This is a genomic window from Pseudomonas sp. FYR_5, assembly GCF_043106315.1.
Lineage (GTDB): Bacteria > Pseudomonadota > Gammaproteobacteria > Pseudomonadales > Pseudomonadaceae > Aquipseudomonas > Aquipseudomonas putida_Y.
The window spans coordinates 93,115-107,038 of sequence record NZ_JBICMK010000100.1; the positions used below are offsets into that span (position 1 = coordinate 93,115).

Annotated in this window: 13 protein-coding genes; 7 read left to right on the forward strand and 6 right to left on the reverse strand. The window is 61.7% G+C overall.

Annotated elements, in window-relative coordinates; translation table 11 throughout:
* The first annotated feature begins 91 nt into the window (after positions 1–91).
* Positions 92–364, forward strand: a complete 273-nt coding sequence (locus tag ACF8RA_RS21260) for a hypothetical protein (RefSeq protein WP_339534903.1) — start codon at positions 92–94, stop codon at positions 362–364.
* 71 nt (positions 365–435) lie between these two features.
* Here the strand turns inward: ACF8RA_RS21260 and ACF8RA_RS21265 are convergent, their stop codons facing one another.
* On the reverse strand, positions 436–1,797 hold the full coding sequence (locus ACF8RA_RS21265; protein WP_012051553.1) for a DEAD/DEAH box helicase: 1,362 nt from the start codon (positions 1,795–1,797) through the stop codon (positions 436–438).
* A gap of 103 nt (positions 1,798–1,900) precedes the next feature.
* On the opposite strand from ACF8RA_RS21265, the gene ACF8RA_RS21270 reads away from it, so the two are divergent.
* Positions 1,901–3,199 carry a mechanosensitive ion channel family protein gene (locus ACF8RA_RS21270; RefSeq protein WP_176685192.1) on the forward strand — a complete coding sequence of 433 codons (1,299 nt, stop codon included), beginning with the start codon at positions 1,901–1,903 and terminating at the stop codon, positions 3,197–3,199.
* Positions 3,200–3,241: 42 nt separating this feature from the next.
* Here the strand turns inward: ACF8RA_RS21270 and ACF8RA_RS21275 are convergent, their stop codons facing one another.
* From ACF8RA_RS21275 to ACF8RA_RS21285, 3 genes are all read right to left on the reverse strand, one after another.
* The gene (locus ACF8RA_RS21275; RefSeq protein WP_392519560.1) at positions 3,242–4,117 is read right to left on the reverse strand and encodes a carboxylate/amino acid/amine transporter; all 876 of its coding nucleotides are present in this window, start codon (positions 4,115–4,117) and stop codon (positions 3,242–3,244) included.
* Positions 4,118–4,372: 255 nt separating this feature from the next.
* Positions 4,373–4,972: an FMN-dependent NADH-azoreductase gene (locus ACF8RA_RS21280; protein ID WP_176685573.1), complete on the reverse strand. Its 600-nt coding sequence runs from the start codon at positions 4,970–4,972 to the stop codon at positions 4,373–4,375.
* 108 nt (positions 4,973–5,080) lie between these two features.
* Positions 5,081–5,395 (reverse strand): hypothetical protein, encoded by a 315-nt coding sequence (locus tag ACF8RA_RS21285; protein WP_012051530.1) that lies wholly within the window; start codon positions 5,393–5,395, stop codon positions 5,081–5,083.
* 48 nt (positions 5,396–5,443) lie between these two features.
* On the opposite strand from ACF8RA_RS21285, the gene ACF8RA_RS21290 reads away from it, so the two are divergent.
* From ACF8RA_RS21290 to ACF8RA_RS21305, 4 genes are all read left to right on the forward strand, one after another.
* Entirely contained in the window at positions 5,444–6,367 is a 924-nt protein-coding gene (locus ACF8RA_RS21290; protein WP_003254610.1) for a LysR family transcriptional regulator, read from the forward strand.
* A gap of 13 nt (positions 6,368–6,380) precedes the next feature.
* The gene (locus ACF8RA_RS21295; RefSeq protein WP_176685574.1) at positions 6,381–7,193 is read left to right on the forward strand and encodes an alpha/beta fold hydrolase; all 813 of its coding nucleotides are present in this window, start codon (positions 6,381–6,383) and stop codon (positions 7,191–7,193) included.
* Positions 7,187–7,744 (forward strand): peptidylprolyl isomerase, encoded by a 558-nt coding sequence (locus ACF8RA_RS21300; protein WP_392513946.1) that lies wholly within the window; start codon positions 7,187–7,189, stop codon positions 7,742–7,744. The genes ACF8RA_RS21295 and ACF8RA_RS21300 overlap by 7 nt, the downstream gene beginning before the upstream one ends.
* A gap of 62 nt (positions 7,745–7,806) precedes the next feature.
* Positions 7,807–9,639, forward strand: a complete 1,833-nt coding sequence (locus ACF8RA_RS21305; RefSeq protein WP_392487634.1) for an ABC transporter ATP-binding protein — start codon at positions 7,807–7,809, stop codon at positions 9,637–9,639.
* 131 nt (positions 9,640–9,770) lie between these two features.
* On the opposite strand, the gene ACF8RA_RS21310 is transcribed toward ACF8RA_RS21305, so the two are convergent.
* On the reverse strand, positions 9,771–10,898 hold the full coding sequence (locus ACF8RA_RS21310; RefSeq protein WP_392513947.1) for a GNAT family N-acetyltransferase: 1,128 nt from the start codon (positions 10,896–10,898) through the stop codon (positions 9,771–9,773).
* Between the two features lie 262 nt (positions 10,899–11,160).
* Between ACF8RA_RS21310 and ACF8RA_RS21315 the strand changes: the two genes are divergently transcribed.
* Positions 11,161–12,405 (forward strand): putative porin, encoded by a 1,245-nt coding sequence (locus tag ACF8RA_RS21315; RefSeq protein WP_176685577.1) that lies wholly within the window; start codon positions 11,161–11,163, stop codon positions 12,403–12,405.
* 244 nt (positions 12,406–12,649) lie between these two features.
* On the opposite strand, the gene ACF8RA_RS21320 is transcribed toward ACF8RA_RS21315, so the two are convergent.
* A complete protein-coding gene (locus tag ACF8RA_RS21320; RefSeq protein WP_176685578.1) occupies positions 12,650–13,771 on the reverse strand; it encodes a beta-ketoacyl-ACP synthase III in 1,122 nt (373 codons plus the stop codon).
* Positions 13,772–13,924: the final 153 nt, after the last annotated feature.

A 13,924-nucleotide genomic window follows, 5' to 3' on the forward strand; every position in this document is an offset into this window, starting at 1 on the left:
CACCAAAGAAATCTTCCATCGGTCGCAAGCCCTGAACTTCCCTGCCCCCACAGCCCTCCACCGGGCATCACTACCGCCGGAGGTTGGAAGGATGAAACCGCTACTGCCCATAGCCTGTGCCACTGCCCTGCTCTGCGCCCTGCCCGCTTGGGCATGCACACGTGAAGAAGCAACGCAGAAACGTGAGGAGCTGGCCGGGCTGGTCACTCAGTTGACCGAGCAGAACCCGCAAAAGGCCAAGGAGATCAATGATGAGCTTCAGGGGATGGATCTGGGGACGGCGAGCAAGGACTTGCCCGACAAGTGTCAGCTGATCGACCAGCGGATCAAGGAGTTGAAACAGGCAGAGAAAAAAGCGGAGTGATCGTTCGTCGCCTGCGCACGCCCTTCGCAGATGCGAACTTGCGTCGCTTCTGCAAAGGGCCGGCGTGAGTCTTATTCAGCAGCAGGCTTGCGCTTCTTCAGCGGCGCCAGGCCGTCAGCACTGGCCAGAGGCGCGTTGGCCTTCGGCTTGGCAGTAGGCTTGCGCTTGGCGGCAGCTTTCTTGTCGCCAGTCTTCTTCTCGACCTTTTTCTTCTTGCTACCGGCCGCCTTGCCCGAGGCCTTGACCTTCTTCGGCCCGTTGTAGGTGCCCTTCACTTCCTTGATGACCCGGCGCTCGAACTGCTGCTTGAGGTAGCGCTCGATGCTCGACATCAGGTTCCAGTCGTTGTGGGTGATCAGCGAGATCGCCAGGCCTTCACCACCGGCACGGCCGGTACGGCCCACACGGTGGACGTACTCGTCACCGCTGCGTGGCATGTCGAAGTTGATCACCAGGTCCAGGCCGTCGATATCCAGGCCACGGGCTGCCACGTCGGTCGCAACCAGCACTTTGGAGCTGCCCTGCTTGAAGCGCTCGATGGCCAGCTTGCGGTCCTTCTGGTCCTTTTCGCCATGCAGCACGAAAGCCTTCACGTCCTTGGCCACCAGGTGACCATAGATACGGTCGGCCATGGCACGGGTATTGGTGAAGATGATCGCCTTGTCGAAGGTTTCATTGGCCAGCAACCACTGCGCGATCTGCTCTTTATGCTGGTCGTGGTCGGCGGTGATGATCTGCTGGCGGGTGCCTTCGGCCAGTTGCGAGACACTGTTGAGCATCAGGTGCTCAGGGTCTTTCAGCACCTTGCCGATGATATCGCGCAGGGCCGCGCCACCGGTGGTAGCCGAGAACAGCAAGGTCTGCTCGCGGTTTTCGCACTCCTTGCACAGGCGCTCCATGTCTTCGGCAAAGCCCATGTCGAGCATGCGGTCGGCTTCGTCCAGAATCAGGACCTGCACGTGGGACAGATCGAGGTTACCCGCATTGAGCTGCTCGAGCAGGCGACCCGGGGTGCCGATCAGCACGTCGGGCACCTTGCGCAGCATGGCGGCCTGTTCCTTGAAGTCTTCACCGCCAGTAACCAGGCCCGACTTGATGTAGGTGAACTGCGAGAACAGCTGCACCTGCTTGAGGGTTTGCTGGGCCAGTTCACGGGTCGGCAGCAGGATCAACGCGCGAATCTCGACACGCGGGCCGCTGAGGTCGACCAGACGGTTGAGCAGCGGCAATACGAAGGCCGCCGTCTTGCCGCTGCCGGTCTGCGCAGTCACACGCAGATCACGCCCTTGCAGGGCCAGGGGGATGGCCGCGGCCTGCACCGGGGTTGGCTCGACAAATTTAAGCTCGGCCACGGCTTTAAGCAGGCGTTCATGCAGGGCGAATTGGGAGAACACGGAGGTAACCTCAGACAAGTGCGGGAAATTCAGTTGCATAGGGTAACGTTTTCTGCCGCCTTAGCCGAATTTCTTTTGGCAACTTTGTCGCTATCCGCGCTCTAATACAGCTTCGTTTCGCAACAAGACTGTACGCAAGCCCATGGATATCCAACAAATCTGGCGTGATTCCCTCGACCTGTGGGGCACCCTCGACCAACATCCAATGCTGCACGCCGCCATCGGCCTGGCGGCACTGCTGCTCATTTCCCTGATAGTCGGCCGCCTGGCGCGCTTCCTGGTACTGCAAGGCGGGCGCCTGCTGGCCCGTCAGCATGCGCTGAAGTGGCTGGACGACCTGCGCCACAACAAGGTATTCCACCGCCTGGCACAAACGACCCCGTCACTGGTGCTGCAATTCGGCCTGAAGCTGGTGCCTGAGCTGTCCGACACCGCCCAGCACTTCCTCGGCAATGTCGCCCTGGCCTTTACCCTGCTGTTCATGACCATGGCGCTGTCGTGCCTGCTGGATGCCCTGCTCGACATCTATGCCCGCACCGAACACGCCCGCACCCGCTCGATCAAGGGCTACGTGCAACTGGCCAAGTTGATGTTGTGGATCTTCGCCTCGATCGTCATCGTCGCCACCCTGATCGACCGCTCGCCGCTGTTGCTGCTGTCCGGCCTGGGTGCGATGTCGGCGGTGCTGCTGTTGGTGTACAAGGACACCCTGCTGTCATTCGTCGCCAGCGTGCAGTTGACCAGCAACGACATGCTGCATGTGGGTGACTGGATCGAAATGCCGCAGGTAGGCGCCGATGGCGACGTGGTAGACATCACCTTGCACACGGTGAAAGTGCAGAACTTCGACAAGACCCTCGTTTCCATCCCCACCTGGCGCCTGATGAGCGAGTCATTCCGCAATTACCGCGGCATGCAGCAGTCCGGTGGCCGACGGATCAAGCGCAGCCTGTTCATCGACGCCGGCGGCGTACGCTTTCTCTCCCGCGAAGAAGAGCAGCGCCTGAGCCAGGTGCGGCTGCTGGGTGACTACCTGACCGCAAAGCGCCAGGAACTGCAGAGCTGGAACGAGGCGCTGGGGCCGGTGGCGGAGCTGTCGGCCAACCGCCGCAAGCTGACCAATATCGGTACCTTCCGTGCCTTTGCCCTGGCTTACCTGCAGAACCACCCCAACGTGCACAAGAACATGACCTGCATGGTGCGGCAGATGCAGACCACGGCCGAAGGCGTGCCGCTGGAGATTTACTGCTTCACTACCACCACGGCGTGGGAAGAGTACGAGCGGATTCAGGGGGATATTTTCGACTACCTGCTGGCAGTGTTGCCGGAGTTCGGCTTGAGCCTGTATCAGCAGCCGAGTGGCAATGACATGCGGGTGGGGTTGGCGGGGCGCTCGGTTGAAGCGCTGCCGCATCGCCTGGAAGAAGTGAGCGAAGCTTGAGAGTGCCGGGGCTGCCTAGCAGCCCCCGGATCAAAGGGCGCGTCAGGCCTTGCCGGCCAGCGGCGCCTGTGCGCGCCCACCCAGGCGGCTCAGCCACACCGACGCCAGGATGATCCCCCCACCGATGAACAGCCGCCCCAGCGGCTCGTGCTGGTTCCAGATCAACAGGTTCAGCAGCAGCCCTACCGGCACATGCAGGTTGTTCATGACCGCCAGCGTACCGCCAGAAACCAGGCATGCACCTTTGTTCCACCAGTACAGCCCCAGCGCCGTCGGGCACAGGCCCAGGAACAGCAGCACCAGCCATTGCACATCCGTGCTCGGCAGGTGCTGAGTGTTGCCGAACAGCAAGAAGGCCGGCAGCACCACCAGCAACGCGCCGAGGTAAAAGTACCCGAAGCGGGCGTAGTGTGGCAGGTCACTGGGGTAGCGAGCGACCAGGTGACGGTACAGCACCTGGCCGGCAGCGTAGGTGAAGTTGGCCAGTTGCAGCAGCAGGAAGCCGATGAAGAACTCGCCGCTGATGCTGTCGAAGCGGATCACGGCGGCGCCGGCCACGGCAACCAGTGCGGCCAGCAGCGCCCAGGGGTTGAAGCGCCGGTTCATGGCGTCTTCAATCAACGTCACATGCAGCGGCGTGAGGATGGTGAACAGCAGCACCTCTGGCACCGTGAGCACGCGAAAACTCAGGTACAGGCAAACGTAGGTGATGCCGTACTGCAACGCACCGATCAGCAGCATCCAGCGCATGAAGCCCGGCTCGACGTGGCGCCAGCGGGTCAGCGGCAGAAACACCAGGCCAGCCAGCAGTACCCGCGCGAGCACCGCGAAATAGCTGTCAACGTGCCCGGCCAGGTACTCGCCGATCAGGCTGAAGGAAAACGCCTGGATCAGCGCGACGATTATCAGGTAGCCCATGGTTGCCTCTCGTGAATCAAGGCGGCGACCTTAGCGGGTTGCGGCGAATGAGTTCAACCATGAGGAATGTAGGGGCTGTCCCGGCCTCTTCGCGGGCACGCCCGCTCCCACAGGGACCTGCATATCTTCCGGCGAGCGAATAGGCCGGCACTGGCGACCTCAAAACCCCAGGCATAAAAAAACCCGGCCATACAAGCCGGGCAGGTACACCCAAAGGAGCAAAAACAGGTGTCAGGGTTGGGAATTCGTGAAGCCTCAGGCCACCGCCGCCAGCTTGGCCTTGGCCTGGTTGACGCCCTTCTCGTGGAACTCGCCGCTCATGTTCAGGCCCTCGGCATGGATGAAGTCGACATCGTGGATGCCGATGAAAGCCATTACCTGGCGCAGGTACGGTTCCTGGTGGTCACTGCTGGCACCAGCATGGATGCCGCCGCGGGCAGTCAGGACGATGGCGCGCTTGCCGGTCAGCAGGCCTTGCGGGCCGGTCGGGGTGTACTTGAAGGTGATACCCGCACGCAGCACGTGGTCCAGCCAGGCCTTGAGAGTGCTGGGGATGGTGAAGTTGTACATGGGCGCCGCCATCACCAGCACGTCGGCAGCCAGCAATTCATCCGTCAGCTCGTTGGAACGGGCCAGGGCCTCCAGTTCGGCGGCGGTGCGCTGTTCTTCGGGCTTCATCCAGCCACCCAGCAGGTTGGCGTCCAGGTGCGGCACCGGGTTTACAGCCAGGTCACGTACGCTGATCTGATCGACTGGGTGAGCGGCCTGCCATTGCTGGATGAAATCCTTGGTCAGCTGACGGGAAACGGAATCCTGCTGGCGGGCGCTGCTTTCGATGATCAGTACGCGGGACATGGGGTGCCTCCATCGGCAAAAAGGGAGCGATTCGATGGAGGTGAGATTAAGGCTTGACCTATCGATAAAAAAGCGTAAAAAGTGGGTCCAATCTATCGATTAATCAGTTTATTCCGCACTGCAGTTCAAGGCGATGCGCAGTTTGATGATTTGTCGATTGAATTTGGCGGTGACATCGACGCTTTTACCTGCCGGTACGTTCACCCGGCGCACCCGCGGTGCCTCCGGCCCATTGCGAAAGGTCACCTTGCACGCCGCCGGGACCTGCCCATAGTTGTTGAGGGTGATGGCGCCAATGTCATAGGCCGTGTCATAGGCGGTGTAGTCGAGCTTGACCCCGGTCAGCTCCTTCTCTACATCGATGGGATAAGCCATGGCCCCGAGGGGCAGGCACATCAGTATTGCCGCACAACATTTCTTCATGGGCCGTTCTCCTTGAAAGAGCGCAGCTTAGGACAACAGGAGCGAAAGATGAAAGCGCCACGCGTAACCCTTGACCAGTGGCGAACCCTGCAAGCAGTGGTCGATCACGGCGGGTTTGCCCAGGCCGCCGAGGCCTTGCACCGCTCGCAGTCATCGGTCAGCTACACCGTGGCCCGCATGCAGGAGCAACTGGGCGTGCCGCTGTTGCGCATCGATGGCCGCAAGGCGGTGCTGACCGAAGCCGGCAATGTGCTGCTGCGCCGCTCGCGCCACCTGGTCAAACAGGCCAGCCAGCTCGAAGACCTGGCCCATCACATGGAACAAGGCTGGGAAGCCGAGGTGCGCCTGGTGGTCGATGCCGCCTACCCCAGTGCCCGCCTGGTGCGCGCGCTGGCTGCGTTCATGCCGCAAAGCCGCGGCTGCCGGGTGCGCCTGCGTGAAGAGGTACTGTCTGGCGTGGAGGAAGTGATGCACGAAGGCATCGCCGACCTGGCCATCAGCAGCTACAGCATCGGCGGCTACCTGGGTGCCGAATTGAGCGCAGTGGAGTTCATCGCCGTCGCCCACCCCGAGCACAGCCTGCACCGCCTGGGCCGTGAACTGACCTTCCAGGACCTGGAAAGCCAGCTGCAGGTGGTGATCCGCGATTCCGGCCGCGCCCAACCGCGTGACGTAGGCTGGCTGGGCGCCGAGCAGCGCTGGACTGTCGGCAGCCTGGGCACCGCCGCCACCTTCGTCAGCAGCGGCCTGGGCTTTGCCTGGCTGCCCCGTCACATGATCGAGCGTGAACTGCGCGAAGGCGTGCTCAAGCCCTTGCCGCTGGATCAGGGTGGCAGCCGCCACCCACTGTTCTACCTTTACTCGAGCAAAGAGAAGACCCTGGGCCCGGCCACGCAGATTCTCATCGACCTGCTGCGCAATTTTGACACCGCGCCACTGGACGTGCCCTTCGCAGCCCCCCCGCAAGCCTGAGAGGACCGCGCCCATGGCCTATTTCGAACACGAAGGATGCACACTGCATTACGAGGAATATGGCCAGGGCGAACCCCTGGTATTGCTGCACGGGCTGGGCTCCAGCTGCCAGGACTGGGAGTTGCAGGTGCCAGTGCTCAGCCGCCACTATCGGGTGATCCTCATGGACATCCGCGGCCACGGTCGCTCCGACAAACCCGCTGACGGTTACCAGATCGCCACCTTCAGTGCCGACCTGCTGGCCCTGCTCGAACACTTGCACACAGGCCCGGTGCACTTCGTCGGCCTGTCCATGGGCGGCATGGTCGGCTTCCAGTTTGCCGTCGACCACCCGCAATGGTTGCGCAGCCTGTGCATCGTCAACAGCGCCCCCGAGGTCAAGCGCCGCACCCGCAGTGACTGGCTATGGTGGTTCAAGCGCTGGAGCCTGGCGCGCGTCCTCAGTGTCGAAACCGTCGGCAAGGGGCTGGCCGAACGACTGTTCCCCAAACCACAACAAGCAGACCTGCGGCAGAAGATGGCCCAGCGCTGGGCGCGCAACGACAAACGCGCCTACCTCAAGAGCTTCGACGCTATCGTCGACTGGGGCGTGCAGGAACGCATCGGGCAGATTCGCTGCCCTACTCTGGTGATCGCCGCCGACCACGATTACACGCCGATACAACTCAAAGAGCGCTACGTCGCCCTAATACCCAACGCCAGGCTGGTCGTCGTCGACGATTCCCGGCACGCTACACCCCTCGATCAACCCGAGGTCTTCAACCAGACCCTGCTGCAGTTCCTCGCAGCCGCTTCCACCTCTCAAGGATCTTTGAGCCCATGCTGAAAAAACTCCTGCTCACCGCCTGCTCGGTTGCCTTCGCCACCAGTGTCATGGCTTCCGACAAGACCCCGCACGTCATGCTGGACACCAGCTTCGGCCAGGTCGAAATCGAGCTGAACGCCGAGAAGGCACCGATCAGTACCAAGAACTTCCTGGAGTACGTCGACAGCGGCTTCTACAACAACACCATCTTCCACCGCGTGATCCCGGGGTTCATGGTCCAGGGCGGCGGTTTCACTGACCAGATGGCGCAGAAGAACACCAACGACCCGATCAAGAACGAGGCCAGCAACGGCCTGCAGAACACCCGCGGCACACTGTCGATGGCGCGCACGTCCAACCCGAATTCAGCCACCAGCCAGTTCTTCATCAACGTCGCCGACAACGACTTCCTCAACCCGGGCCGCGACGCCGGTTACGCCGTGTTCGGCAAAGTGACCAAGGGCATGGAAGTGGTCGACCAGATCGTCAACTCGCCCACCACCATCAAAAAAGGCATGCGCGACGTACCGGCCGATCCGGTCTATATCAAGTCCGCCAAACGTATCGACTGACTGCAGGCTTCACAAGGATGTGAAACCGCCTGAGGGTCGGACGAACAGGAGTGTTGTCGACCATGCTGTACCGTCGTTTCGAAAGACTGATCGATATTTTCCGCGCGGCACCGAGCGAAGCCCCACCGAGCACGGTGTGGCCGTTCTATCTGTACTACCTGCGCCAGGTATGGCCTGCTTTTCTCGCCCTGCTGGTGGTTGGCCTGTTCGCCTCGCTGATCGAGGTGGCGATGTTCAGCTACCTCAGCCGCATCATCGACCTGGCCCAGGGTACGCCCAATGCCAACTTCTTCAGCGAGCACAGCGGCGAGCTGATCTGGATGCTGGTGGTGATCCTGCTGCTGCGGCCAGTGTTCTTCGGCCTGCATGACCTGCTGGTGCACCAGACCATCAACCCTGGCATGACCAGCCTGATCCGCTGGCAGAACCATACCTACGTGCTCAAGCAGAGCCTGAACTTCTTCCAGAGCGACTTTGCCGGGCGCATTGCCCAACGCATCATGCAGACCGGCAACTCGCTGCGCGACTCCGCCGTACAGGCCGTGGACGCGCTATGGCATGTACTGATCTACGCCATTACGTCGCTGGTGTTGTTTGCCGAGGCCGACTGGCGCCTGATGCTGCCGCTGCTGTTGTGGATCATCGGCTACATCGCCGCGCTCTGCTACTTCGTGCCGAGGGTGAAGGAACGCTCGGTGATTTCTTCCGACGCCCGCTCCAAGCTCATGGGGCGTATCGTCGATGGCTACACCAACATCGCCACCCTCAAGCTGTTCGCCCACACCGACTACGAACAGCAATACGCTCGCGAAGCAATCCGCGAACAAACCGAAAAAACCCAGCTGGCCTCACGGGTGGTCACCAGCATGGACGTGGTCATTACCACGCTCAATGGCCTGCTGGTGGTCACTACCACCGGCCTTGCCCTGTGGCTCTGGAGCCAGTCGCTGATCACCGTTGGCGCCATCGCCCTGGCCACTGGCCTGGTGATCCGCATCGTCAACATGTCAGGCTGGATCATGTGGGTGGTCAACGGCATTTTCGAGAACATCGGCATGGTGCAGGACGGCCTGCAGACCATCGCCCAGCCGGTCACCGTCACCGACCCGCCCAATGCGCCGGCACTGAAGGTCAGCCGCGGCGCGGTGCGTTTCGATGACGTCGACTTCCATTACGGCAAGGCTGCCAATGTCATCGAAGGGCTCAACCTGGACATCCGCTCTGGTGAGAAAATTGGCTTGATCGGCCCGTCCGGGGCAGGCAAGTCGACCTTGGTCAACCTACTGTTGCGCCTGTACGACGTGCAGGGTGGGCGCATCCTGATCGACGGCCAGGACATTGCCGAGGTCAGCCAGGCCAGCTTGCGTGCGCAGATCGGCATGATCACCCAGGACACCTCGCTGCTGCACCGTTCGATCCGCGACAACTTGTTGTATGGTCGCCCAGACGCCAGCGAGGCGGAGTTGATAGAAGCCGTGCGCCGTGCCCGCGCCGACGAGTTCATCCCGCAACTGTCGGACGCCCAGGGGCGTACCGGCTTCGATGCCCATGTGGGGGAGCGCGGGGTCAAGTTGTCGGGCGGTCAGCGTCAGCGTATCGCCATTGCCCGGGTACTGTTGAAGAATGCGCCGATCCTGATCATGGACGAAGCCACTTCAGCGCTGGATTCGGAAGTGGAAGCGGCGATCCAGGAAAGCCTGGAGACGCTGATGCAGGGCAAGACGGTGATTGCCATCGCCCACCGGCTGTCGACCATTGCCCGGATGGACCGGCTGGTGGTGCTGGACAAGGGGCGAATTGCCGAGAGTGGCAGCCACAGTGAGTTGCTGGAGCAGCAAGGGCTGTATGCCCGATTGTGGCACCACCAGACCGGAGGCTTTGTCGGGGTCGACTGACACCTGTGCGGCCTTTTCGCGGGTAAACCCGCTCCTACACACTGATCTGCGGTGGACACACACCGTGGGTTGAACACAGGCCGTTGTAGGAGCGGGTTTACCCGCGAAAAGGCCGGCACAGGCAACCCAGATCAGTCCCGGCGGTAGGGCAACATCCCCCGCGCCTCCTCGGCATACCCCTTGACCCCTTCCCGTTCCTGGAGCAGAAAGTCCTCCACCGCCCGCCGCAACCCCGGGTGCAGCAGGTAATGCCAGGACCGCGTCAACACCGGCTCGAACCCGCGAATCAGCTTGTGCTCGCCCTGCGCCCCGGCATCGAAACGCTGGTAACCCTCGGCAATGGCAAAGTCCATGCCCTGGTAGAAACACGTCTCGAAATGCAGCCGATCGAACTCATCCAGGCAGCCCCAATAGCGGCCAAACAGGCTGTCCCCCCCCACCAGGCTCAGGGCCATTGCCACATCACGCCCGCCTTGGCGCGCCATCACCACGCGCAACGCTTCGGGCATGCGTTCGGCCAGCAGGCTGAAGAATTCGCGGGTCAGGTAAGGTGCCCGGCGGCGTACCGCATAGGTGTTGGCGTAACACAGGAAGACGAAGTCCCACTGCGCCTCGTCCAGCTCTTCGCCGCGGTACCAACGGAATTCGATGCCCTGCCCGGCCACCTGCTCGCGCTCCTTGCGTATCTGCTTGCGCTTGCGCGAGCTGAGGCTGTCGAGAAAGTCCTGGAAGTCGCGATACCCCCGGTTTTGCCAGTGAAACTGGCAACCCAGGCGTTCCATCCACCCTGGCAGGCCCGCCAACTGCGCGTCCAGCGCCTGGTCGGTGAAGTTGATGTGCGCTCCGGAAAGCCCACCCTTGCCTAGATACTCCGGCAGGGCCTGCAGCATCAACAAACCGTCAGCCGGATCGGCCGCCAGCAGCCGAGGGCCGCTGACCGGACTGAACGGTACAGCGCCAAGCAGTTTTGGATAGTAGGCGATACCGGCCCGCTGACAAGCATCGGCCCAACCATGATCGAACACATACTCGCCAAACGAGTGCCACTTGCGGTAAGCGGGCAACAGCGCCCGCACCTGCCCGTCACGCTCCAGCACCAGGTGCTCGGGAGCCCAGCCAGTGCTGCGCGCCACGCTGCCGCTGTCCTCCATTGCACTGAGAAAAGCATGGCGCAGGAAGGGTTGACCGGCTGGCACATGGGCATCCCAGGTGGCTGTCGGGAGATCACGCAGATGGGCAAGGCTGTACAGGCTGGTCACGTTTTCGGCTCGCTGTCTGAAGACCGTCAGTATCCCCAAGGAAGGCCCTTCGCTCAAATGACGAACGCCGGGTTGATCCCTTCATTCTCAATTACTTAACAAGAGTGCCACTAATCAGACATTAATCTGTCATTGACCCCCGCAATACTTGCGCCTGTTTTCCGGATCCACAGAACCTGTCTACTCAGGCCCTTTCCGAAGACATGCCAACGCAGGGGCAGGCGCTTGAGCCTCCCCCATTTTTTTCAGTAGGGAGAACCTTATGCGTCTTGTTTCCACACTTACCGGAGTAAGCCTCACCGGCATGATGCTGGCCCTGAGTGCCCCGGCCAGTGCTGCTGTCGACGCCAAGCTGCTCGAAATGCTCCGCGCCAATGGCTCGATCAACCAGGCGCAGTACAACGAACTGCAGGGCGACCTGGCAAAAGAAACCAAGGAAAAGGCCGACCAGAAAGCTCAGTCCGAACGTATGAGCTCCTTTGAACAAAAAGTGGCATGGGCCGCCAAGACCCAGATCAAAGGTGACGTACGCCTGCGTTACGAAGACGTCAACGTCGACGACCCGAACAGCAGCAGCGGCAACCAGGATCGCCAGCGCGTGCGTGCCCGTGTCGGCTTCTACAGCGAGATCAACCCGCAGGTCGACGCAGGGGTTCGTATAGCCACTGGCAGCAGCGCCGACCGGCGCTCGACCAACCAGAGCCTCGATAACTACTTCGACAAGAAGTCGCTGTGGGTCGACCTGGCCTACCTCGACTGGCACCCGACTGCAGTCCCTAACCTGCACCTGATTGGCGGCAAGATGCCACAGCCTTGGGTGAGCATGGGCGACATCATCTGGGATGGCGACATCAACCCGGAAGGTGTGGCTGCCACTTACAAGGCTGACCTGGGCGGGGCCGAGGTCTTTGCCAGCGCCGGTCAGTACACCCTGAAGGATAACGTCGATGGTGACGGCGTCCAGTACAAGCACGATGCGCAGGTCTACCACGGCCAGCTGGGCGCCAAGTTTGCGCCGGCCGACGTGCTCAAGCTCACCGTGGGTGCCAGCATCTATGGTTACGACAACGACAAGGAAGCAGCCATCCTGCAGTCGTTCGGCAACACCACCAACGAGTTCAATCTGGTGGAAGGCTTTGGCCAGATCGACTTCACCGGCTTGGCCATTCCGTTGTCGGCCTATGGCCAGTACGTGAAGAATACCGAGAGCACCGATGGCGAAGATCAGGCCTGGCTGGCTGGCTTGAAAACCAAAATGGGCGCCTGGAGCCTGGACTACAACTACCGCGATGTGCAGCGTAACGCGGTGGTCAGCCTGTTCACCGATTCGGACTTCGGCAACGGCTTCACCGGTTCGCGTGGTCACAAGTTCAAGGTCGGTTACGAAATCGACAAGAACTTCTCCCTGGGTGCTGCCTACCTGATGGCCAAGACCGACCTGTCGCAGCTGCCGAACAGCAATGCTGACGTAGACACCCTGCAGGTTGATCTGGAAGCCAAGTTCTAAGCGACACCCTGCTCTGCTTCACCTGAAGCGGGAAATGCCGACCCCATCCGGCGTTTCCCGCTTTTTTGCCTGCCAGAAATGCATCGGCCACTTTCTACCGGGCGTTCACCGGTGCCGGCGCTACCGTATTCGCGGGTGAACCCGCTCCTACAACGGTCGGTGGTGTACACGCATGGGCGGTCCGGCACGGCCCGTCGTAGGAGCGGGTTTACCCGCGAAAGGGCCGGAACAGGCTTCTGCTCAATCAGCGCTTGCGCAAAATCACGCTACCGATCGAATACCCCGCACCAAACGAGCTCAACACGCCCAACGAGCCCTTTGCCAGGTCATCCTGGTACAGGTGGAAGGCAATCACCGACCCCGCCGAGCTGGTATTGGCGTAACGGTCCAGAATCACCGGTGCCTCTTCCTCGGCCACCTCACGCCCCAACAGTTTCTTGACGATCAGCTGGTTCATGCTGAGGTTGGCCTGGTGCAGCCAGAAGCGCTTCACGTCGCCCGGTTGCAGCCCGTTCTCCTGCAGGTGCTCACCGATCAGCTCGGCCACCTTCGGGCACACCTCGCGGAACACCTTGCGGCCTTCCTGGATGAACAGCTTGTCCGCAGCGCCTTCGCCCTCTTCCGCCGCACGGTTGAGGAAGCCGAAGTTGTTGCGGATGTTGTTGGAGAACTCAGTCCAGAGCTTGCTGCTGACGACGTCGAACTGGTGCGCCGAAGTGGCCTGGTCGGCACGCTCCAGCAACACGGCGGTGGCAGCATCGCCAAATATGAAATGGCTGTCGCGGTCACGGAAGTTGAGGTGGCCGGTGCACACTTCGGGGTTGACCATCAGCACTGCCCGCGCCTGGCCCAGCGCTACGCTGTTGGCGGCGGTCTGGATGCCGAAGGTGGCCGACGAGCAGGCCACGTTCATGTCGAAGGCAAAACCCTGGATACCCAATGCCTGTTGCACTTCGATGGCGATGGCCGGGTACGGGCGCTGCAAATTGGAGCAGGCGACGATCACCCCGTCGACATCGGCCGCCGTTCGGCCAGCGCGCTGCAGGGCCTGACGGGCAGCGGCCACGGCCATTTCACAGAGCACCGACGGTTCATCGTTGCTGCGCTCGGGCAGGCGCGGCTTCATGCGCTGCGGGTCTAGGATACCGGCCTTGTCCATGACAAAACGGCTCTTGATGCCCGAGGCCTTTTCGATGAACGCCGGGTCGGAGAGCGGCGCCGCTTCGACCTCTCCGCGCTCGATGGCGGCAGCGTTGTCCTGGTTGAACTGCTGCGACCAGGCGTTGAAGGAAGCCACCAGCTCTTCGTTGGAAATGCTCTGGGCCGGGGTGTACAGGCCGGTGCCGCTGATCACGACGTTATGCACGGTCGTTCCTCTGGTCAAAGGCCATCGCCACAAGGCGCTGGCTGGGAATATGACAGGTTAATGGCACTTTAGTGCCAATTCAGGGGCGTACATTTACCCCCGCAGGGCGGGCTTACCCGCCAAGGGCCGCAAAGCGGCCCCAAACGCCCCAAA

What these genes read in the sequence shown, in the direction of transcription:
- ACF8RA_RS21260 (WP_339534903.1), top strand. Translation starts at nt 92, where the DNA reads ATGAAACCGCTACTGCCCATAGCCTGTGCCACTGCCCTGCTCTGCGCC.
- ACF8RA_RS21300 (WP_392513946.1), top strand. Translation starts at nt 7,187, where the DNA reads ATGCTGAAAAAACTCCTGCTCACCGCCTGCTCGGTTGCCTTCGCCACC.
- ACF8RA_RS21270 (WP_176685192.1), top strand. Translation starts at nt 1,901, where the DNA reads ATGGATATCCAACAAATCTGGCGTGATTCCCTCGACCTGTGGGGCACC.
- ACF8RA_RS21305 (WP_392487634.1), top strand. Translation starts at nt 7,807, where the DNA reads ATGCTGTACCGTCGTTTCGAAAGACTGATCGATATTTTCCGCGCGGCA.
- ACF8RA_RS21265 (WP_012051553.1), bottom strand. Translation starts at nt 1,797, where the DNA reads ATGCAACTGAATTTCCCGCACTTGTCTGAGGTTACCTCCGTGTTCTCC.
- ACF8RA_RS21290 (WP_003254610.1), top strand. Translation starts at nt 5,444, where the DNA reads ATGAAAGCGCCACGCGTAACCCTTGACCAGTGGCGAACCCTGCAAGCA.
- ACF8RA_RS21315 (WP_176685577.1), top strand. Translation starts at nt 11,161, where the DNA reads ATGCGTCTTGTTTCCACACTTACCGGAGTAAGCCTCACCGGCATGATG.
- ACF8RA_RS21295 (WP_176685574.1), top strand. Translation starts at nt 6,381, where the DNA reads ATGGCCTATTTCGAACACGAAGGATGCACACTGCATTACGAGGAATAT.
- ACF8RA_RS21280 (WP_176685573.1), bottom strand. Translation starts at nt 4,972, where the DNA reads ATGTCCCGCGTACTGATCATCGAAAGCAGCGCCCGCCAGCAGGATTCC.
- ACF8RA_RS21275 (WP_392519560.1), bottom strand. Translation starts at nt 4,117, where the DNA reads ATGGGCTACCTGATAATCGTCGCGCTGATCCAGGCGTTTTCCTTCAGC.
- ACF8RA_RS21285 (WP_012051530.1), bottom strand. Translation starts at nt 5,395, where the DNA reads ATGAAGAAATGTTGTGCGGCAATACTGATGTGCCTGCCCCTCGGGGCC.